The following is a 21,882-nucleotide window of genomic DNA, read 5'->3' on the forward strand; positions in this document are numbered from 1 at the left end:
GACATTTTTATGTCTGTTTTTACTGTCGGAATAGTAAAAAATTTGGAGTGACTTGTCCAAATATAGAAAAACCGCCCGATTAAAGGCGGTTAGACTTGTATATATGGTTTCATTTCCTGCTCCACAATAAGCTTCCATGCAGAGTATGCTGAATGATTTCTTCCTGCGCGTAAACTGCGCAGACTTTTTATAATACAGGTTGTTCCTGAAAAATTTTCTCCTAAGACAAAGTTCGTATTAATAATCGGGGGAAATGCAATGCGTTTAAAACTCCTATCACCTTCAGAATATGAAGGATTCTTAAAGCTTTCTCTAATATAATCAAACGCCTCTTCGACTATTTCAAGCAAATCGATGTATTGCTTAGCGAGGATGTACTTTTCTTCGCTTAATGCGTTCAATCCATTCACCTATTTTCTTTTATCATAAAACATGCCGTCTGTGGAAAGGTTTTGATATGGATTAATATACTTCGCATTAGACTCTTTCTTTGCCTGGAGCCCTTTTATTTCCTTTTGTATCAAGTCTTTATCAGCTTCTAAAAGCCGGGTAAGCCTGGCATCAAGCTGAATCAACTCTTTGCCCAATTCAGCCTCTTCAGATGTATAAGGAGGGAAAATGCCTTTCATGACGGTTTCTCGCTGGTCTAAAAGGGATTCTGTCTGCGCAATCTTCTGATCCCGATCAGTCTGCGATTTTTCCAGTAGCTCAATTAACTGGTTCGTGAGCCGGTAAAATTGTTTAACCGCACTCACTAGGCTCTGCCGCCCTGGCCGTATTGCTTCAAACGGTTTACCTGGATGACCTGCTTCCATGTGTCACGGAAGTCTGTGACCAGACCTTCAACTTCCTCCAAAATCCCCGTATCATTCTTGATGTTCGCTTCGATCAGGCGTCGGTTCATATAGTCGTATAAGGTCATCATGTTCTGAGAAACCTCTAGGTCCATATTAAGCGTAACCATCAATTCCTGAATGATCGCTTGTGCCTTTTGGATATTCGTATTCTTCATTTCAATATTTTTATTCTCTAGTCCATGCTTTGCCATGTGAATGAATTTCAGGCAACCGTTATACAGCATCAAAGTCAGCTCACCAGGCGTAGCGGTATTGACCGAATTTTGCTGGTATGACTGGTATGGATTATTTAAAGCCATGTTTTCTCTCCTTTTCATGAAAGGGATTTTTTAATAACTGAACTGCTGCATCAGGTATGCAGACTGGCTGTTCGCCTTCTGGATCGCTTTTTCCATTGCAGTGAACTGTCTCCAGTAACGGTCTTCGATCTTAATCAGGCGGTCTTCGAAGCGGTTGATTTGGCTGTCAATAGCTGACAGGTTCCTTCCAAGCGTAAATTGCGCATTAGTGCGCAATGAGTTTCCTGCACGGCCCTCAATCGTTTTTATTGTCTCATCAATCGTGGCCCTCAATTTCCTGGCAAGTCCCTGCTCTTCTTTCACTGCGCTATCATGGGTAAAAAGCTTATAAATTGCATTCGGGTCATTCTTGATTGCTTCCCTGAGCTTATTCTCGTCAAGGACGAGCCTTCCTCCGTCCCTGTAATTCTTAGACGTCGTGATTCCGATTTCGGCAAGCTGGTCATAGTTATCACTTACACCATCTCCACCAATACCCACCCTGCTATACATGTCGGTCCGCATTTTATTCAATGCGCTTGACAGGATTGAATCATTGCGGAGCATGCCGCTTTTTGCTTTTTCATCCCACATTTCCGCTTGCTTCTCACTCATAGCTTCCCTTTCCTCATCAGAAAGCGGCTGATATTTACGGTACCGTTCTTCAGTTATCTCCGAATTGATTTTACCAATTGTTTCATTGTATTTATCGACGAAGTCTTTCACCGATTTAAAAATCGCCTCTTCATCCGTTAAAGAGTTTACTGTTATTGTACCTGTTCCAGTTATTTGCTTTAAGGTATACTCAAATCCATTGATGACAAAGGTGTTGGTCGAACGCTCAGTCTTCAGGCCATTAATTGTAAAAGAAGCATTCACACCTGCTTTTCCCCTTGGCTGCTCACCAGTGGGAACGACTGCGTCTGCAGCAATCTGGTTGTTATCATCCATTTTTAACGCACTCGTCAGTAAATCACCCTTAAGGTTGATTTCAGCTCCACCTGCTATGTCCCCGGTATTTTTAGCAGAAATGGAAAACTTGCCGGTTGCTTTATCGAAGAATGCGACAACTCCTGCCTGGGAGTTGTTAATCTTATTGATTACATCATTAAGAGATTCCTTTGTTGGTTCAAAGGTTATCGGTATTTCTTCTCCCAAAACTCCATCCTTGCCAATCGATTGTATCCTGATTTCATTGCTAGTAAAACCCTGCGCCAGGAAACTTCTTTGACTATCCAGGGTCAAGCTTGGGTCGAAAGTTTCTCCTGTTTTAACAATGCTGCCATTACTTGTCATATATGCAGATTCTGCAAGGCTATGTACCTGGATGCTCGAGCTCAGGTTCGAAGTGGAACTGATATTCCTGACAGAAACCGCACTTTCTTTTGACGTTGTCACTGTCTTTTTTGTAAAAGTTGCCTGGCGGAAAATGCCATCAAACACAAACTTATCAAGATCAGCGAGCAATTTGTTCATTGCCCGGTAATCATCGCGTTGCCATTCGAACAGCTGTTTTTTTTGGTGCAGCTTGTTCAATGGAATCCTTTCTGCTTTCATCAAATCACCGACAAGTGTATCGATGTCCATTCCGCTTGCCAGTCCGCCTATTCTAACCACTTTACTTCACCAGCCCCTAAATTTTTTTGTCTACGATAAAGCCTAGAAATTCAGTCATAGCCGCATAAAAGTCCAGCATTTTCTTTGGAGGGATTTCCCTGACTACTTCCTTTGTTTTTTCATCAATGAGAGTGACATAGTATTCCTGCAGTTTCTCGTGATATTGGAATTTCAATGCTGTATGGCTTGGACTTAAAAATTTATTCAGTTCCTCTATTGTGTTTTGCAGTTTTTCTTTTGGAACCCTTTCAAACCCATCTTGTCCTGAAGTGGCAGCCGGGCCCATTTCATTCTCACCCGCCGTACCTCCTTCAATAGTGTCAATTTTCGTCTTAATCGTTTCATAGATGAATGTACTTGGTGTATCTGAAGAGAGACGGTTAATCATGCTATTGCCTCCTCTAGAGCGCGTATTATATTGATTATATCGGCTATGTATTGTTAACTCTTTACTCTTTTATAAAAATTAAAGCAGAAAAAGGCCCCTCTTTGAGGAGCCTTTTCTTTACTTTACAGTAACGATTTCTGATCCTTTCACTAAATATCCATTTTCCAGGTAAGCGCGCAATTCAAGATTTACCTTCCCCGGTTCCCAGTCGAAATCTTCACGTTCGAATTTAAAGTGTCCTTTCTCAGACTGCTTTTTCAGGCCGTTGTTGGAAAGGACTGGAGCAACTCCATTTAAAGTAACCGTTGAAATCTTAAAGGAAGATTCCGCGAATCCCTCAGGCAGAATGGCCTTTACGGTAAAAATGCCTTTGTTTCCTTTGATTACTTTTGGCAGTACTTCAAGGGTGACCGGAATGTAGACAATGAATTCTTTTTCAAAAGTTGTCGTCCAGCCTGCATGGTCTGTCACCGTTACTTTAAAAGTGTACGCACCTGGCTGGTCAAGGATAATTGAATCGCTATTTTTGTATTTAACTCCATTGATGTCTGCTTCTTCTACAGCCACCCCGGAGTGCTCGTCTTCAGCAGTATAAGAAACTGTGAATGCAGAACCAAGCCTGTATTCTTCGTTCACTTCTACTTTGACAGTTGGAGCAGTTTTATCAACCTTAACTATGATTGTTTTTTGTGCTTCAATATTTCCTGCATAATCAACGCTGTAGTATGAAACTTCATTCAATCCTTCTTCAGAAACTGTAAAGCTTTTACCCTCTGTGAATTCTGAACCGTTAACTGAATAGAATGTTTTTGCAATTCCGCTGAAGTTATCCTCCGTTGTCAGAACAATCTCAGCGTTTTCCTTGTACCATTCTTCAGAGTTATTGGCGGAAGTCTCTGGAGCCTGGCGGTCAATTTTCACTGTTTGTGTTTTGGCTGCTTCGATGTTTCCGGCCGCATCCACACTGTAGTAAGCAACTGTGTATATTCCATCCTTTTCAAGCAACAATTCTGTACTTTCAAAAAAGCGGATGCCATCCAAGGAATAGAACGTCGCTGCCACACCGCTAAGATTATCGTTTGCAGACAACTCCACTTTAATAGCATCTTGATACCATTTGTCTTCGATGTTCGAATCCGTTTCCGGAGCCTTAGTATCAATTTTCACTTTCTCGGCCTGGGCTTCTTCCGCATTACCAGCATGGTCGATACTGTAATACATGATTTCATGAATTCCATCCCCAGTAACAATGAATTCTGTTCCTTCTGTGTATTCAGAGCCATCCACTGAATAGAAGGTTTTAGCAGTGCCGCTCAAAATGTCTTCTGCTGTTAGTTTTACAGCAACATTTTCTTTCGACCACTCGCCTGTTAAATCTGATTCAGTTTGAGGCTTTGTCTGATCGATCTTCACTTCTACTGTTTGGACTTCTTCCTTATTTCCGACTTTATCGATTGAATAGAAGGATATTTCATGAACGCCTTCATTCTCGACCGTAAAAGAAGTACCTTCTAGAAATTTTTTTCCGTCCAATGAGTAGTACGTTGCTGCCACACCTGTTTCATTGTCAGTGGGGGTCAATCTCACCATTGCCGTTTTATTAGTCCAATCCGGTTTCACATCAGACGTTGTTATCGGCGATTCCTCGTCGATGATCAGCTTTGCCAGCACCGTTTCAGAAGGATTAGATTCCCCGAAGGAGTTGCTGTATGATGTTACGTAATAAAGATGGTTTGCGTAAGTCAGATTTGAGAGCGTATAGGATAAGTTGTTCACCTTTTCAGCTACGAGAACCGGTTTGCCATTAATCAGTTCATAAATGTTATAGCCGTTGGCATATGTGACGAAATCCCAGGAGATTCTTGCGATTGTTTCGCTTATAACCTTTAAAGTAGCGATTGGAGCTTCCATAACAGGATAAACAATGGTTTCAGTTATTTGATTTGATGATACAGATTCACCAAAACGAGAACTATAGGCTGTGACCTCAAAGGAATGTGTATCTTCGCTTAGGTTATAGATCTTATAGCTTAAAGCGGTTCCTTTATAGATTAACTCTTTTTTATCATCAGTAATTTTATAAACTCTATATTCATTAGCCCAGGCAACCGACGGCCATGTCAAAGTCATATTATTGACATTAAAAACGGTTCCTGAAACTTTTGGAGGCTGGACGACAGGCCAGGTCAATTTGAAGCTGATTTCACTACTTTTTGGCGATTCACTAAAACGGCTGCTAAAGGAATGCACCTCATAGGTATATTCACCCTCCGGCATATTCGGAAAGCTTGCTACTGTTCCTGTTACTGTCCTCAATAACTCCTTCTGTCCATTAACTACTCCATAAACCTTATAGGCTGTTGCATAAGAAGCAGAATTCCATCTCAGTACAATGTCGTTCCCGTTGCTGGTACTTTGGTTTAAATTGTCTGGAGACTGCATGATCGGAAATATAAGTTCAAAGGAAACCTTTGTTCCTTCAATTGATTCACCAAAACGGCTGCTGAAGGAATGCACCTCAAAGAAATACTCTCCCTCTGGCATATTGGCCAATACAGCCGTTGTACCTGCCACTGTTGTTTTCAAGATCTTTTCTCCATTGATCAATTGGTAGATCTTATAGCTTGTAGCATACAAGGAGGCATCCCATTTAAGAGAGATATCATTTCCATTTACTATTGTTTTGCTTAAATTTTCTGGAGCCTGCATATCTGGAAAAATGACTCCAACTGAAATCTCGCTTTTTTCAGCCGATTCACCAAAACGCGTGCTAATGGTTTCGATACTGTATGAATGCTTTCCTTCCGTAACATTTACGAGTGTTGCAGATGCACTATATACAGTAGTCCTTAAAATCTTTTGTCCGTCGATATTTTCATAGACTTTATAACTTGTTGCATAGTCTGCGGCTTGCCATTTAAGCACAATATCATTTCCATTAATGATCGTATTGGTTAAATTCTTTGGTGCTTGAATTTCCGGGAAAACGATATTGACAGTAACAGAAGTTCCCTCTGGTGATTCACCAAAGCGGTCACTGTGTGAATGAACCTGATATTGGTGATTACCCTCAGTAATGTTGCTGATCGAAGCTGAAGCCCCTGTTACAGTCGCTTTCAGGACTCTCTCTCCATCAATTACTTCATAAATTTTATATCGGTCAACATACAGGGATGCATCCCATTTCAGTGTAAGTGTATTGATATTTGTTAAGCTATCCGTCAGGTTATCCGGCGCTTCCATTGTATACTCATCAATTATCACCGACAGTTTTTTCCCTTCAGGGGACTCGCCAAAACGGCTGCTAAAGGAATGGACGACATAGGAATGTTCCCCAACTGAAAGTTTTGGAATAGTTGTACTTAAAGCCGAGCCAGTATACTTAAGGATCTTTTCATTGTCAACAATTTCATATATCTTGTAGCTTGTTGCATATTGAACAGAGGTCCAGTTCAATGCGAAGTCGTTGCCATTATTAATCTTATAAGTCACTTCCTCAGGTGTTCCCATTTCAGGATACACTAATGAAAACTTCACTTCTGCTCCATTTTCAGATTCCCCAAATAAGGATGAATTACTGTGAACAATATATTGATAGTCACCTTCTGGAAGATTCGAATAAATGATAGAAGTTCCAGTGATTGTATTTTTTAAGACCTTTTCTCCACCAATAACCTGATAAATTTTGTAGTTTGTGGCGTTCTCTGCCGAAGACCAGCTTAGTTTTACATCATTCCCGTTTGTTACTGTGTGAGTAAGGTCTGACGGTGCCAGCATTGTTTTTCCGTTTACAGTCACTGTCAATTTCGCACCTTCTGCTGATTCTCCAAACCTCGACGAATAGGAATGCACAACGTAGCTGTATTCATCCGATGGCAGATTGAAATATGTAACGCTTGTTGCGGTAGTCGTAGTTTTTAAAACTTTTTTGCCGTCAATTATTTGGTAAACTTTATAATTGGTTGCATTATCTGCTATATTCCATGTTAATGTAATATCTTTATCATCTTTTACTGTTCCAGTCATATTTTCAGGGGGCAGCATTACAGGATGAACAACAGGAACAATTACCTTCGTTCCATTTCCCGACTCTCCATAGATATTGGAATAGGAGTGAATCTCATATACATGCTCACCTTCTAGTGCATTTGGGAAAGTGACCGTTGTTCCTGAGACTGTACTCTTTAAAACTTTTTCTCCGTTAACTTGCTGATAAACCTTATAGGTATTCGCATTTTGCACCGTGTTCCATGTAAGGACGATATCATTGACGTTTTGAAGTTTATAGACCAAGCTTCCTGGTGCTTCCATAATGACATCACCTATGACTACTTTCAGTTGGCTGCCTTCAGCAGATTCACCAAACCGGTCGCTGTTGGAGCGGATTTCATAATTATATTCACCCGCAGATAACCCAGTCAATTTAATACTTGTCCCGTTAACCGTGCTTTTTAATGATTTCTCATTATCGGAGAACTCATAAAGATTATAGTTGGTAGCATAAGCTACTGAATTCCATTTCAGAGTGATATCACTGCCATTAGATAAAGAATAAGTAAAATTATTTGGCACAGACATTTCAGGGAGTAAAAGATCAACTGTCACCTGCTGGGAAAGGACAGAATCACCATATAAGGAATTCGAAGCTGAAATCGCAAAACTATATTTCCCTTCCGGCATATTGGTGATTTTATATGTCCTGGCTGCTAGTGACGAAATAAGCGTTTGTTCTCCATCTTCCGAGATTTGATAAAGGTTGTATTTTTCTGCATATTGAACTGCTGCCCAAGTAAGGGTCAGATCATTTCCGTTGGTAACCGAGTATGTTGGCGCGGAAGGCTCGGACATACTTGGATATACGACTTCAACAGAAACAGGTGCACTCGGGCCTGATTCCCCTTCAGAAGTTAGCGTTGAAACTACATAGCGGTATGAACCCTCAGCTAGATTGTTCAGAGTATAACTAGGAGCAGTCGTTTTGTCACGAAGCAGCAGCTGACCTTCGGTAATTTCATAAACGTTGTAGCCAGTTGCCCCATAAACCGCCGACCACGTTAGCTTAACATCGTCCGGAGTGACATATTGTGCTGCGAGATTACTTGGAGGCAGAGCGGTTGAGGCAGCAAATGCATTTACAAGCGGAAAGAAGCTTTGAGACACGATAAGGATTACTGCCAGCAAAGTCAACTTCCTTGAAAATAAACCTTTCATTCCATAGTCCCACCTTTGGACAGACTCCAAATAAAAAAGAACCTCAAACAAGGTTCATAGGTAAATAGACCATGATTCCTTGCGGCAACCGGCTGCCATCCACTAATAAAGCGGAACAGGCCCCTGGCTTTGCGTCCTACAGTTTCCCATAGTTTGCCTTTTTCACTTTGGATTTCTGTGAGTTTAGTCTATTATACATTTTTAAAAAACTTTAATTAATAGGTATAAGTAACTATATTTTGTATGTTGAATATTCAAATACCCCCTGCAACAGGACGCTATCCAGGGTAGGATCCAACCAAAGAACCTAATTTACCTTGTTGTTTTTAACTAGGAATTGATTTGGCTTCTTAGATAAACCATCTATAATTTTCTTGTTATATTAATTTAATACATTCCTACGAAACTAAATCATGTTGTTAGTTCCTCAATGCTTCTATCCTTTTCCGAGCAGGTTGATACATATATTCCCATGACTTTTTATAGCAATCGATTGCCTTACTAATATTACCAGTAGATTCGTATAAAGTACCGAGATTATAAAGGGCTAAAAAACTTCCTGTACCCATAACCATCTCTTGTTTTTTGTTTTTATCTATATTTAGACATGTCAAATACTCACGTTCGATATAAGGAAAGAAGTTTATGTATTTATTTACATTACTAAATACTAACTCCATATAAAACACACCACATATAAAGTGAAAGTCTGTAGAAAACAATAAGTTGTTTTTTTCTTCCTCAATAATCTGCAAACCAAGTTCAAAATTCCCACTTTTGATCAAGCTATAAATATAATCAATTACCATTTTATTTTTATAATTAACATTATTGCTTATTTTTTTATATGAAAGATCAAAGTAAGAGTTTGCTTTAATATATTCTTGCTTCAAATAATATTGCTTACCAATTTGATAGAGTATGTAATCATCATTTGGAGATACACTTAACTCATCTAATAGTAACGGTAGGTTCCTTTCTGTTTTATCAGTTTGATAATAACCATCATGTGAAACTTCAACAGGGATATTAACTCTCGGCAAATCGGTGTCTAGCTGTTCATGAACCCTTCCCGTAAAAAAAATTCCGTTATTAGGAAAAACTCTAGAAACATAGGATGACTCAATTTGTTCTTGTTCATTAACTAAATATTTACTCAAAATATTAATCCTACCGATTTCATTGTCACTTTTGTTTATAAAATCGTTTAAGAGATGATGACCAGATAAGATATACTCATCAGCATCTAAGACTAAGTTCCAATCACAAGTGGATTTGCTTATACTAAAGTTTCTCGCATTGGAAAAATTATGATTCCACTCATATTCAAATACATTCGCGCCTTTCTCTAATGCTATATCTCGTGTATTATCTGTGGAACCTGTATCAACGATAATTATCTCACTTACAAAGTCTTTTACACTATCAATACATCTTTTGATTTTTTTTTGTTCATTTTTCACTATCATTATTAAAGCTAAAGTTTTCAATCATTTATCTCCTTGGCCTTTTTTTAATAAAAGGACCTTAGAATATCTAAGGTCCTTTTCGCTAAAATTAACGTAATAATTGTAATACACCTTGTGGCTGTTGGTTAGCTTGTGCCAACATAGCTTGAGCAGCTTGAGAAAGGATAGAGTTCTTAGTTTGATCCATCATTTCTTTCGCCATGTCAACATCACGAATACGTGATTCCGCAGCAGTCAGGTTTTCAGAAGAAGTGTTCAAGTTGTTGATAGTGTGTTCTAAACGATTTTGAGTAGCACCTAAGTCAGAGCGTACAGTGGAAACTTTTGCAATCGCTGTGTCTAATGCTCCAATAGCTGTTTGTGCGTTAGCCTTAGAGGTTAAATCTCCAATCCCACCTGTGATTGTTGCAGCATCCATGTCCTCAAAAGTAAATGAGATTTTTTGCGCAGCATTTGGTCCAACTTGAAAATCAACTAAAGTAGTAGTTCCATCCCAAAGTTTTTGTTTATTAAACTCAGTATCGTCAGAAATACGAGTAATTTCAGTCGCTAAAGCTTGATACTCTTTATCAATTGCCGCACGATCTTCAGTTACATTCGTATCGTTGGATGATTGTACAGCAAGTTCACGCATACGTTGAAGAATAGAATGCGTTTCATTTAACGCTCCTTCAGCAGTTTGAAGCATTGAAATTCCATCTTGGGCATTTCTTGAACCTTGTTCCAAGCCGCGAATTTGCCCACGCATTTTTTCAGAAATTGCTAGACCTGCTGCATCATCTCCAGCACGGTTAATACGTAGACCTGAAGATAACTTCTCCATATTCTTTCCTTGTGCATTAGAAGCACTAGATAACTGACGGTGCGTGTTAAGAGCCGCGATATTGTGGTTAATTCTCATTGTTTGTTTCCTCCTTGAATTTGGTGTTCACATCCATGTGAACAAGATTTTATTTTGTCTGAGCTACAAGGTCGGCCGCCCTTATTTCTCTTACACTAGTTTTATCGTCAGGAGGAAAAATTGTTTAATAGTTTTTTATAATTTTTCTTTTTTTATTTCTTTTTCATAAAGTCGAGTACAGTGGAAATATCCTTTGCCGCTTCTTCATTTTCACTCTGGATTTGATCGAGTATTTCTTTTCGGAATACTTCTATATTCTTTGGGGCGTTTATGCCTATTTTGACTTGATCATTTTTTGAGGAAATCACTGTGATTTCGATGTCATCGCCAATTTTTATCGTCTCTCCATTTTTTCTTGTCAGCACTAGCATCTTTCATCACCCTTTCACTTTTGATTTTTCAAAGATTGGGTGCTTTGTAGAGTATTGCTCATTATGCAGGATTACTTGTTTTGCTTTATTATTTTTAATATTGATTATTATCGGGCCTTGAAGGTTTGCTGTTGTTTTTTCAAACGGATCTTGAACAGTTAATATGGAGTATACCTGGACATTCTTTTCTGATTCTAGGCCTAGCTCCTCTACAACTGTATCTTCTAATTTAAAATCATATTCTTTAAAGAAATTAAAAGGATTTGATAAAATAAAGGCCAGAGCAGGAGTAGCCACCGACTGCATCACATAAAAAATATTGTCTTCGGATAAAGGAAGCAGCACAAACTGCTTTTCATCCAAAAAACCCGGTACTCCTTTGTCAAAGGCAAGCACTTCATTATTTTTAATTTCTACATCGCCATGATATTTTGTTCCAATTTTCATATTTCACCATTCCTTTAGCTAAAATCCTTTACCCTTCAAAGTCAATTTTTAACGATGGATATTGCTTCATTGTAATTTCCGCTTTTCCAGGGGTATAGTTGATGATTGGTTTATTCGTCTGGCTGTTGATAACAGGCTTATTTACCTTCCAGTTAAAATCTACTTTCCCAGGGGAATAATTAATTTTCACTGAGCCAGCTGATGGAATCCAGCCAATATTAAGGTCAAGCATTGGAGACTCGCTGTTCCGCTTAGCCTGCTCAGCTATCACGTCCCCACCATTCTCAATCATCATCAACTCATCGCCATCCTGTGATACGCGGGCGATTCCCGCCAACAAATCCTGATATCCCTGGTTAGCTGCATCTTCAATTCTTCTGGATATACTCTTTAAATCCATGTCCTCGCGGGCTTTTGATTGGTCGATTGTTAGTCTGGAAGGAGTACTGTTGATTGTAAGTTCTGCTTTTGGCTGCTCAATGCCTAATTCCGCCTTTGGCTGCTCCATCTCTAAATTAGCCTTAATCGTGTTGATTTCAATTTTCCCAGGTGTTGACTGGATACGAATTTGCGGGACTTGCATTTCCTCTTCCTCCCTCATAGTAAAAAAAGCTATTCCCAGTGAGAATAGCTTATCTTAAAAAGTCTAAAAGTGTCGGCTGAAGAATCCGGGCGCCCACTCCTAAAGCTGCTCGATGCACACTTTCCTGTGTTTTTAAATCTGTAATGACCCTTTCAATATCAGCATCTTCATTATCAGACAGAACCCTATTTGCCATGACTTCCTGTTGGCCTAGTCGAGAGTCGATTACTTCGAGCCTATTATAACGTGCTCCTAATTCCGCACGTTCTGAGGATAAAGTATCCATTGTTTTATCTAAACGTCCCAACAAACCGTCCAAATCCGCAGGCTTGTCATTCTTCAATGCAGTTTGAATTTCCTGAACTACATTGAACAAATCCTGATTGAAAACATTCGCTGGATTGATATTAGCTCTCAGGGATACCCCCGGTGAAACTTCAACTTTATAATTATTGAGAGAAGGATCGGATAAGTTCACTGCTACTGTCGGCGGGTTTTCCACCGGTACAGGCGGATTATCCGTATCCGTACCATGGAAGATATACCGGCCAGAAACCTTTGTATTCGCTACTTGCACTAGATCCGCTTTAATCTGATCAACTTCCCTGGCAACAGCTTCCCGGTCACTTGGACTTAGTGCGCCGTTCTTTCCCTGAATGACCAGCTCACGAACACGCTGCAGCCCATTGTTCGCCTGGTCAATCCCTGCCTCAGAATTATCCATCCACAAATAGAGTTCAGAAAGGTTTCGCTTATACTGCTCCACTTCAGTCAATCCAGAACGATAAAACATCCCTTTCATCGCCACAACCGGATCATCGGAAGGTTTTGTAATTTTTTTGCCTGTCGCCAGCTGATCCTGGTACTGTCCCATTCGGCGATAGCTCTCGCTAAGATTCCGTAATGAATTGGAAGAAAGCATTGATTGTGTTATTCGCATTTTATTTCACCTATCTCCCTACGGTTCCCATGCCGTTGATGATTTTATCGAGCATTTCGTCCTGGAGGGTAATCATCCGGGCTGATGCGTTGTAGGCATGTTGGAACTGGATCATATTTGTCATTTCTTCATCTAGTGATACAGAGCTGACTGACTTTCTTCTATTCTCAACTGTTTCCCTAAGGGAACCGCTGTTTTGCGTTAGACGGACTGACTCTTGAGATTTAACGGCCATACCCCCTATTACACCTTCATAGTAATTGCGGAAGTTTGCTTGTTCGTTGTCGCCGCCATAATCAAATTTATCGTTAATGATGTTCGCAAGTTTTAAGATATTAGTAGAATCACCGATTGTTGCATTCGCAATATCTGATCCATCAGCAGTTGCGATATTATCTAAGCTCTGATCGATAGCATCTGCTAATTGAATTCTGCTTGCATACCCTTTACGCTGAAGGTCAGCATTCTCGGAATCAGCAAAAAATGCGTTGCCAGCCTTCGTCTGATTAGCGATGTCATTCGGGCTCATTCCATCTTTGTGCACATTGTTGAACTCTGTCGCAAAAGTAAAGGCAAGGTTGTCCAATTCCTTCATCATGTCAGGATAAACGCCCACTAGTTTTCCGTTCTCTTCATAACCATATGAATCTACTAAGGCTTTAAGTTTTCCTGTCGATTTTAATTCTGTAAAATTAAAACTGGATTGCCCAATTGAAACCGACTTAACGGACTCATCCGCTCCATCGAAGTTTACAGTTACATTGTTATTACGTTCGCCGCTGACAAGGATTCCAAGCTCTTTCCCGCTGTCGCTTACCATCTTGATGACAGCCTGTCCATCGGCCATTTTAAGTGAGCCGCCACCTGAGTTTGTATAATCAACTTTAATGTTCACTATTGAAGCCAGTTGATCAATCAAACGGTCGCGCTCATCATATAAATCATTCGGCAAATAGCCATGTGGCTCTACGTCTGCAATCTGACCGTTAATCTTACTAATCTGGTAAGTTAAAGAATTGATTTCTTTTTCAGAAACAGAGATCTCGTTCTTTAAATCTCTTTGAATTGATGAAAGAGAATTGTGCAGATAGTTAAAAGTCTCAGCCACGGCAATTCCACGCTGGCGAACAACTGAGCGAGCACCAGGATTTGTCGGGTTTACAGCTAAATCCTGCAGCGACTGCCAAAACTGGTCCATCGTCTTCGCGAGGCCAGATTCTGAAGGCTCATTCAAAACTTCTTCAAGCTTCGTATATGCCTCTGCCCTAGTTTCCCAGTAACCTAGCTTATTATTTTCACTGCGGTACTGGATATCCAGAAAGCTTTCCCTCACCCGTTGAATCGACCCAGCCTTTACACCAGTACCAACCTGCCCCGGAATCTGGGGGCGGTTAAGTGATGCGTTTGGATATGGCTCAGTCTGCTCAAAGTTAATGCGCTGACGAGTGTAACCAGGCGTATTGGCATTGGCAATATTATGTCCGGTTGTATGTAAAGCGCTCTGCTGCGTGAACATACCGCGGCGCGCTGTTTCTAATCCCATAAAGGTTGAACGCATTTTCGTTCCTCCATTTGTTATGCTTTTGAGTTGAACATCCCCGGCGATTGGCTAGGCTTTGCTTTCTTGCCGGCAGGTGGTCCGTAGTTGATTTCCTTTTCCTGTGGCATCACAAGGCTTTTAGAAAAGTTAATGAATTGCAGTGACTGATGGATCAATTGCTGATTCAGTTCATTTCGTGCCTTTATTTCCGAGATGACTCCCACCAGTTCTTCTTTGATGGTTAGAAGTTGATCTTTTCCCGAAGGATTTGCCTCTGCTATTTCCTGTAAAGACGCAGCAGGTATTATTTCATTAGATACTGCCAGCCGCTCTTGCTCCAGCTTATTAATCGCCGCTATATGCGACTGTTCATCCTTCAGAAGCTGATCGAGGGCAGCTGTGTCTCCTTTTTTCACGATGTCCGTCTTCTTCACGGTTAGTTCGTAAAGGCTTTTATGCAATTTGAGCATTTTGTTCATGATGACAACAAGTGATTCAGCAGACATAGACTGCCCCCCCTTCTAGGCATAAAGAAACACTCGCCAGGAAGACGAGTATTTACTCTATTTATTATGATAAAAATTAATGATGCTTTTAGCTGTTTCTTTATGATTCAATTTATAAGTACCGTTTTCAACCTGAAGTTTCAGTTCTTCCACCTTTTGCTGGCGCTGGACGGATACTTGAGAAAGCTGCTGCATTTCCTTTGCCGTAGAAGAAATCTCTACTTTATCAGCTTTCTTGTTTTGCGTACTTGCTGCTGCATCTAGTTTGTTCATCTGGCGTTTATATGGATTGATCCCTGATGGGCCTATATTATTTATTTTCATGTCTAACCCTCGCTTTCAGAACGATTCTATTTTTATTATCGGCAAGCAAAAGAGTTTTTTAATAAATCTTTTTGCCTAATCTCTATGAGTGAAAAAAGTCGCAGTACGGTTATTGATTTCCCGCTTCCTCTGTTCCTCATGTTCATGAACCTGCAAGTCGGACTTGATTGCGCCGGCACAAGATTCACAAAGTCTCCCTGTTCTTATAATTGCTCCGCATTTATCACACGGGTAACCAAGATTCGGAAGCTGGGCAATTTGCAGCTTGCCATTTTTAATGAATTTTAAAATCAGTTTTTCCGAAACTCCAGTTGCTTCTACAACCTGGAGCATCGTCGCTGCGCGATTTTCACGTTTTTTCATGAACTTTGACACAGTATCATATGCGTTCTGTTCTGCTTTCAAGCACTTGTCACAAATATCTCTAAATTTATTTTTAACGAAGATCTCTCCGCAATCAGGACAATTTACAAGTTCCAATGTCCTTCCTCCTCTAATCTTATCATATCTGCTCAACGCGCCAAAGTTAACGAGTACACCTTGTCTGCTCCATTTTCCTTCAATAGCCTGGATGCATGCCGTAGTGTTGAGCCTGTAGTATATATATCGTCAACAATCAAGATTTTTTTACCCCTTAAATCATGAACTGAATCCACTCTGAAAACCTGGTTAAGATGGATTCTTTCTGTTCTTGATTTCTTTGATTGTTTTTCAGTATGAACCCTTGACAATAAGTATGCGGGTTCCAGTCCTGCCACCCTAATAATTGCCTCGGACTGGTTGAATCCACGTTCATATAGTCGTTCTTCACTTAATGGTATCGGAACAAGGTAATCGTATTGGAAAGCTTGCAAAGTTTTTAAAAAGTCCGCAGTAAAAATCTTTGCCAGCACATAGTCTCCTCTAAATTTAAATTTAGCAATGACTTCTTTCGTAAAATCTGAATAGCTATACAGAGAGGTATTCTTGTCCAAACTCCCTCTCCAGAACTCATCTTCCTCCCAACGTCTGCAATCTAAGCATAATTCCCCGCTCCGATACTCCGCGTCCAATAAAGCAAACGGCCTTCCACAAATATTGCATGTCTCACCACTAATACGCTCGAATTTCTCATAACATTTCTGACAGAGCCTGCTATGCTGCTCATGAGTAAATATACTTCTCCAAGTAAACTCTGATTCTATTTCTCCATCACATAACAAACAAAAAATCTTCATACATCAAGCGGCCCTTTCTTGATTCCTTCCTTATTCATCTTGATGATTTGATTTTTCGCATTGACCATCGCTTCAGTTTTTCCATAATGAAAAAAAGTGACATCACCTGTCGGGAACTCAGTACTCCTTCCAGCACGTCCTGCAATCTGGACAAGGGCACTTTCAGTAAAGATCCTATCCTCTGACCCAATCACAGCGACATCGACATTCGGGATGGTTACGCCACGTTCGAGTATGGTTGTAGTGAGCAGAACGGGAATTTCTTTTTGGCGCATTTTTATTACTTTTTCTTTTCGTATGGGATCTTCAGCATGGACGGATTCGATTAGGGGATGTATGTGTCGGAGAAGTAAAAGGATTTTTTCCATAGACACTATTTTTGGAACAAACACTAAGGCTGGGTTACCACTTACAAGTCGAGTTTCAATCCATTTAACGAAATTTGCCGGAAGTTTACCCTTCGAAAGCTTTTTCTCCCAGTTCCCAGCCCATTCAAAGCTCGGTACTGGTAGTGGTTTTCCGTGAAATCGCGCTGGGATAGTGACATACTCTCTTTTTCCAAGACGGCATTCCCGCTGCCATTTCTGGCTAGGTGTTGCTGTAAGATAAATGAGTGTGAATTGTGGTTTTCTCGACTGTTCAACTGCATATTGAAGGGTTTCATCAACGGAGTAAGGGAAAGCATCCACTTCATCAACAATGATTAAATCGAATGCCTTATAAAAGCGGATTAATTGGTGGGTTGTTGCGATGGTTAGTTGGGTGTATTCGTGCCGGTCATCACTACCACCATACAATGAGGTTATTTTCACCTTCGGGAATACCTTTTCCAGCCGAGGAGCTAGTTCCAGAACAACGTCAGTTCGAGGAGTCGCCAGACACACTCGCTTTCCTGTGGATAACGCCCTATCAATCCCGGCGAATAATACTTCAGTCTTACCTGCTCCTGCCACAGCCCAAATAAGAAGCTCAGAAAAGTTTTCAACAGCTTCAACCACTCGCTCAGAGGCTAACTTTTGACCTTCTGATAACTGGCCATCCCATTCCAGCCGGCCTGGTGGCGCTGTGATTTCAGGAGCAGGTCCCGACCAACTAATCAACGGGGTACATCCGCTCACCCTCCCCCTCATCAAACACTTCCTGCAATACAAATCCGTTTCGCCACAATGTGAACAAGGCATATCGGCAAAATAAGCTGGATCAGTCGCTCCGCACCTTTCACACTTCAGCTTTTTATCATTAATCTCCAGCCCTTTACGGTAAACTAAATGCCCATTTTCATAATGCTCGTGGATTTCTTCTAAAGAAAAGGGAATTTCATCAACAAGAAGTTGCTTCCCTGCCAGCATCTTTTGCAAGGCAGGATTAGCAATAAACGAAAGATTCCTCGGGACTGATGGAATGTCTGGAAGCTTGGAGATAATATGATACCTGTCATCTGAATGGGGCTTTACTGTGGGGATAATCTTACCGTCTTCCAATAAAAATTTCATAGTTAATCACAGCCTTTGTGAATTGTTATGTGGATAATATGATATTTCTGTTGATAATGTGAGTTATTTTGTTGATAAGTATTTTTCAATTGAGGAATAAGAGAATGATAACGCTTTTTTCTGTGGATAAAATAAATTCGAGGAGGATTGTGTTGTTAATAACTCGGATGTTTTGTGGGTAAGTGGATGGTTTTGTGGATAATATAAAACGCCATTCCAAATAGCCCAAGGAATGACGTCAATCTCTGATGTATTATCTCTCCGCAATTACTTCTTGTACCAGCCCATGCCCAGAGCACCTTCACCTAAGTGTGTGCCAATGACAGGCCCAAAGTAGCTAAACATAAATTCAACATTAGGAAATTTTGCTTCAAGCTCACTCTTCCATTCAAGCGCTTCACTTTCACGATTGGCATGAATGATGACTGCCCGATATTCTCCGCCTCTTCCGGCATCCTCAGCAAGCAGATCGACGACTCGATTCAAAGCTTTTTTCTTCGTGCGAATTTTTTCAAACGGAACAATCATCTTATCCACAAAATGCAGAAGCGGTTTAACCTGCAAAAGACTGCCGATCAATGCCTGGGCACTGGACAGCCGACCTCCGCGCTGCAAGTGGCTTAGATCGTCCACCATGAAATATGCCCGAGCTGACCTCTTTACTGCTTCTAGTCGCTCAATGATTTCTTCAGGCGTTTTACCTTGCTCAGCCATTTCAGCAGCTTCTAAGGCATAAAAACCCTGAACCATCGCACTAATTTCCGAATCAAAGGCAAACAATTTTATACCCTCCACCATTTCACCAGCAGAAACCGCTCCCTGATAAGTGCCGCTTATTCCACTGGATAAATGAATGCTGATAACAGAATCATAATCCTTTGCCAATTTCTCAAAAAGCTTTACGAACTCACCAATCGGCGGCATTGACGTAGTCGGCAGCTCCCGATGCTTTACTTCTTCGTAAAACTCTTCTGCAGTAATATCTATATCTTCCCTATATGTTTCAGTATCAAAAATCACGCTTAACGGAATCATGTGGATATTCCATTTCTCTCGCAATTCCTTCGGGATGTACGCCGTACTATCCGTGACAACTGCTGTTTTCATTATTATTTTACCATCCTTATGTTTTTCTCTACGACTTGTACAATCCCATTTTATATGAACTTCATGTAAAATGCATTCTTTCAGAAAAACTATTTTAGGAAAGGGTTAATAAAGTAGAACAGTACATGAGGAAATGGAGTTATAGTGAGATTTTTAAATCTTGTAGAAAATTTCTATGGTGTTCCAAACCCCATTTCAGACATATAGAACTTCACCATGTGATTTTCCGCCAGTCCCCTAACTTATTTCCAGCAGATAAAATTTCCTCGCTAATGATTTAAATTAGCTAAAATAAAAAAACGCTGGCAATCGGTTGCACAGCGTTCAAACTTAAGATACATGTGAATGAATTTTAATCTCAAGACCTCTGGTATCTATCTCTTCTATTAGCATTTCAATAAAGGTTTCATCTAAATTCATTAGAGTAGCCTGTTGGTATGCTTCGAGTAATTTTTCATCTGATAGTTCCCATAGTAATGAAATTGTGACCACCCCTTCTGGATTACTTTCCCTAATTATATCGAATATTATTAAGTTTTTGTAAAAGTCCAGTGGATTTTCTGTCGTATTTTTCCAACATATTCATACAGTTATCGACAAAAAACCACATCTGTCGATTCGACAAATGTGGTTTCTTAAAGATTATCTTACTTCAACCCAGCCGTTCTTGATCGCTACGACTACTGCCTGGGTACGGTCGTTTACATTCATTTTTTGCAGGATGTTACTTACGTGGTTCTTGACTGTCTTCTCACTAATAAACAGTGCTTCACCAATACCTCTGTTGCTCTTGCCATCTGCAAGTAGCTGAAGGACTTCGCACTCACGGCGTGTCAGCAGGTGAAGAGGGCGGCGAATTTCAACAGGTGATATGTACTTATCTGATCCGCCTTCATCAGCGGATAAGCGTCGGTATTCTTTTACCAGATTGTGTGTTACTCGCGGATGTAGGTATGATCCGCCGTCTGCAACGACTTTAACCGCTTCAACCAGTGCATCGGCATCCATTTCTTTCAATAGATAACCTGTTGCTCCTGTTTTAAGTGCGTGCGTGACATAGTTCTCGTCATCGTGGATGGATAGGATAATAACTTTTGATTCTGGATAGTGTTCAATCAATCCAGATGTTGCTTCCACACCGTTTGTGTTAGGCATATTGATATCCATAATAATGACATCAGGCTGGTACTTTTCCACAAGCTCGATGGCTTCACTGCCGTCGTCTCCTTCTGCAACCACTTCGAATGATGGTTCAAAATCCAGGATCCGTTTTACCCCTTCTCTGAAAAGTTGATGGTCGTCAATAATGACAATCTTTGTTGTCATAGCATTCGCCTCCCTTACGGCTTCTATCTCTTTTTATCTATCTATTTTTTATATTTCTATAAATTCATTGGTATTTGGATGATGACCAGCGTTCCAGTGCCAATTTTTGAGTGGATAGTCAACTCACCTTCCAGCAGTTCGACTCTTTCCCTTATCCCAAGAAGTCCAAAGGATTCTGGCTTGCTTTCGCTAATATCAAAACCTTTGCCATCATCCTTTATTACAGCCATAATGTGGTCTTGCTTGATTTCAAGCTTCACCTGTACCGTTATGGCGTCCGCATGCTTCAGCGCATTTTGTACTGATTCCTGGATGATACGGAATAAGGCAACTTCGTAATTGGATGGCAGTCTCCTGTCATCACCAATATTAGTGAATTGAATTCTAGTAGACCTATGATACTCTTCGATTGTCTGCAGGTACTTTTTGAGGGTAGGAACTAGGCCGAGATCGTCAAGTGCCATTGGCCTCAAATCATAAATGATTCTTCGGACCTCATACAAAGCAGAACGGACCATCTTTTTCATGCTTCTGATTTCCTGGATTGCCTCGTCCGCACCCTGCTCCTTATAAACCCTTTCAATTAAATCTGAACGCATCATGACATTAGCCATCATCTGGGCAGGACCATCATGAATTTCACGAGACAGTCTTTTTCGCTCATCTTCCTGGGCTTGGATGATTTTCAGCCCGAAATCCTGCTTTTGCTTCGCTGTCTCAAGCGCTTCACCCATTTGGCGGATATCGCTCATCATATAGTTCATCACTACTGAAATTTGCGAAACAAGATGGTCGGCGCGTTCAATTGTTTCATTTAACCCTACAAGCCTTCGCTCAAGATCATCGCGTTTTTCCCTCAGCTGCTTTTCCGATTGCCTATTCATCGTCAGGTCCATTTGAAGCTTGTGAGCCACTTCATACGCCTCGCGAACCTGAGCTTCGGAATAATCCTTAAAATGCTTACTTACTTCCGATAACCTCAGCCTTGCCCTCCTTACCTGGGCATCCAGCTTGTCGCCATCATTGATGATTTGAGCGACCTTCCTCTTAATCTCTTTTAATTCGTCGGTGATAGACTCATAATCCGTTCGGCATTGCTCACCTATTCGGAAGATTTCGTCTTTGCTGTCTCCAACGGTTTCGATCATTTTTTCTAAAATCAGATCGAGGGCTTTTGTGTCGAATTTTTTTATCGCCATGTAAAATTCCCCCACGGGCGGCACTAGAAATATTTTAACTTGAAAACTATCTCGTTACTAATTTCAACAAGAAAATCATGCCAATTTTGCTGAAAATCGATACAAAGA

The 21,882-nt window shown here is 40.5% G+C and carries 22 protein-coding genes, 1 pseudogene and 1 riboswitch; all 23 genes and pseudogenes read right to left on the bottom strand.

What is annotated here, in order from left to right; all coding sequences use genetic code 11:
- Window positions 1-89: 89 nt before the first annotated feature.
- A complete protein-coding gene (locus CD004_RS20070; RefSeq protein ID WP_102264372.1) occupies window positions 90-401 on the bottom strand; it encodes a DUF8042 domain-containing protein in 312 nt (103 codons plus the stop codon).
- Between the two features lie 9 nt (window positions 402-410).
- Window positions 411-755: a flagellar protein FliT gene (locus CD004_RS20075; RefSeq protein WP_102264373.1), complete on the bottom strand. Its 345-nt coding sequence runs from the start codon at window positions 753-755 to the stop codon at window positions 411-413.
- On the bottom strand, window positions 755-1,156 hold the full coding sequence (gene fliS, locus CD004_RS20080; RefSeq protein ID WP_102264374.1) for a flagellar export chaperone FliS: 402 nt from the start codon (window positions 1,154-1,156) through the stop codon (window positions 755-757). The genes CD004_RS20075 and fliS overlap by 1 nt, the downstream gene beginning before the upstream one ends.
- A gap of 30 nt (window positions 1,157-1,186) precedes the next feature.
- Window positions 1,187-2,722 carry a flagellar hook-associated protein 2 gene (locus tag CD004_RS20085; protein WP_102265186.1) on the bottom strand — a complete coding sequence of 512 codons (1,536 nt, stop codon included), beginning with the start codon at window positions 2,720-2,722 and terminating at the stop codon, window positions 1,187-1,189.
- 46 nt (window positions 2,723-2,768) lie between these two features.
- Entirely contained in the window at window positions 2,769-3,140 is a 372-nt protein-coding gene (flaG, locus tag CD004_RS20090; protein ID WP_102264375.1) for a flagellar protein FlaG, read from the bottom strand.
- Between the two features lie 117 nt (window positions 3,141-3,257).
- Window positions 3,258-8,351 (bottom strand): OmpL47-type beta-barrel domain-containing protein, encoded by a 5,094-nt coding sequence (locus CD004_RS20095; RefSeq protein WP_102264376.1) that lies wholly within the window; start codon window positions 8,349-8,351, stop codon window positions 3,258-3,260.
- An 80-nt stretch (window positions 8,352-8,431) separates the two neighbouring features.
- Window positions 8,432-8,519, bottom strand: a riboswitch (cyclic di-GMP riboswitch).
- A 251-nt stretch (window positions 8,520-8,770) separates the two neighbouring features.
- Window positions 8,771-9,841, bottom strand: coding sequence for a glycosyltransferase (locus tag CD004_RS20100; RefSeq protein WP_102264377.1), 1,071 nt, complete (start codon window positions 9,839-9,841; stop codon window positions 8,771-8,773).
- A 67-nt stretch (window positions 9,842-9,908) separates the two neighbouring features.
- The gene (locus tag CD004_RS20105) at window positions 9,909-10,721 is read right to left on the bottom strand and encodes a flagellin N-terminal helical domain-containing protein (RefSeq protein WP_102264378.1); all 813 of its coding nucleotides are present in this window, start codon (window positions 10,719-10,721) and stop codon (window positions 9,909-9,911) included.
- Between the two features lie 152 nt (window positions 10,722-10,873).
- Window positions 10,874-11,092, bottom strand: a complete 219-nt coding sequence (gene csrA / locus CD004_RS20110) for a carbon storage regulator CsrA (protein WP_102264379.1) — start codon at window positions 11,090-11,092, stop codon at window positions 10,874-10,876.
- Window positions 11,093-11,098: 6 nt separating this feature from the next.
- Complete coding sequence (fliW, locus tag CD004_RS20115) at window positions 11,099-11,539, bottom strand: flagellar assembly protein FliW (RefSeq protein WP_102264380.1); 441 nt, start codon at window positions 11,537-11,539, stop codon at window positions 11,099-11,101.
- Between the two features lie 28 nt (window positions 11,540-11,567).
- Window positions 11,568-12,122 (bottom strand): DUF6470 family protein, encoded by a 555-nt coding sequence (locus CD004_RS20120; protein WP_102264381.1) that lies wholly within the window; start codon window positions 12,120-12,122, stop codon window positions 11,568-11,570.
- A 49-nt stretch (window positions 12,123-12,171) separates the two neighbouring features.
- Window positions 12,172-13,062 carry a flagellar hook-associated protein FlgL gene (flgL, locus tag CD004_RS20125; protein WP_102264382.1) on the bottom strand — a complete coding sequence of 297 codons (891 nt, stop codon included), beginning with the start codon at window positions 13,060-13,062 and terminating at the stop codon, window positions 12,172-12,174.
- A gap of 10 nt (window positions 13,063-13,072) precedes the next feature.
- Window positions 13,073-14,620 carry a flagellar hook-associated protein FlgK gene (flgK, locus tag CD004_RS20130; protein WP_102264383.1) on the bottom strand — a complete coding sequence of 516 codons (1,548 nt, stop codon included), beginning with the start codon at window positions 14,618-14,620 and terminating at the stop codon, window positions 13,073-13,075.
- A 17-nt stretch (window positions 14,621-14,637) separates the two neighbouring features.
- Window positions 14,638-15,108 carry a flagellar protein FlgN gene (locus CD004_RS20135; RefSeq protein WP_102264384.1) on the bottom strand — a complete coding sequence of 157 codons (471 nt, stop codon included), beginning with the start codon at window positions 15,106-15,108 and terminating at the stop codon, window positions 14,638-14,640.
- Between the two features lie 57 nt (window positions 15,109-15,165).
- A complete protein-coding gene (flgM, locus tag CD004_RS20140) occupies window positions 15,166-15,432 on the bottom strand; it encodes a flagellar biosynthesis anti-sigma factor FlgM (protein ID WP_102264385.1) in 267 nt (88 codons plus the stop codon).
- Between the two features lie 75 nt (window positions 15,433-15,507).
- Window positions 15,508-15,912, bottom strand: a complete 405-nt coding sequence (locus CD004_RS20145) for a TIGR03826 family flagellar region protein (RefSeq protein WP_102264386.1) — start codon at window positions 15,910-15,912, stop codon at window positions 15,508-15,510.
- Between the two features lie 32 nt (window positions 15,913-15,944).
- Window positions 15,945-16,406, bottom strand: coding sequence for a ComF family protein (locus tag CD004_RS20150; RefSeq protein WP_324782975.1), 462 nt, complete (start codon window positions 16,404-16,406; stop codon window positions 15,945-15,947).
- Window positions 16,407-16,451: 45 nt separating this feature from the next.
- Window positions 16,452-16,649 (bottom strand): annotated as a pseudogene (locus CD004_RS24615) (double zinc ribbon domain-containing protein); the annotation flags it as partial.
- Window positions 16,646-18,142 (bottom strand): ATP-dependent helicase ComFA, encoded by a 1,497-nt coding sequence (locus CD004_RS20155; RefSeq protein ID WP_102264388.1) that lies wholly within the window; start codon window positions 18,140-18,142, stop codon window positions 16,646-16,648. The gene CD004_RS20155 and the pseudogene CD004_RS24615, both read right to left, overlap by 4 nt.
- A 267-nt stretch (window positions 18,143-18,409) precedes the next feature.
- A complete protein-coding gene (locus CD004_RS20160; RefSeq protein ID WP_102264389.1) occupies window positions 18,410-19,249 on the bottom strand; it encodes a DegV family protein in 840 nt (279 codons plus the stop codon).
- A 330-nt stretch (window positions 19,250-19,579) separates the two neighbouring features.
- Entirely contained in the window at window positions 19,580-19,741 is a 162-nt protein-coding gene (gene sda, locus CD004_RS24520; RefSeq protein WP_267892332.1) for a sporulation histidine kinase inhibitor Sda, read from the bottom strand.
- 150 nt (window positions 19,742-19,891) lie between these two features.
- The gene (locus tag CD004_RS20170; RefSeq protein ID WP_102264390.1) at window positions 19,892-20,575 is read right to left on the bottom strand and encodes a response regulator; all 684 of its coding nucleotides are present in this window, start codon (window positions 20,573-20,575) and stop codon (window positions 19,892-19,894) included.
- A 56-nt stretch (window positions 20,576-20,631) separates the two neighbouring features.
- The gene (locus tag CD004_RS20175; RefSeq protein WP_102264391.1) at window positions 20,632-21,774 is read right to left on the bottom strand and encodes a sensor histidine kinase; all 1,143 of its coding nucleotides are present in this window, start codon (window positions 21,772-21,774) and stop codon (window positions 20,632-20,634) included.
- Window positions 21,775-21,882: the final 108 nt, after the last annotated feature.

It is taken from the genome of Mesobacillus jeotgali (genome assembly GCF_002874535.1).
GTDB classification, from domain to species: Bacteria; Bacillota; Bacilli; order Bacillales; family Cytobacillaceae; genus Mesobacillus; species Mesobacillus jeotgali.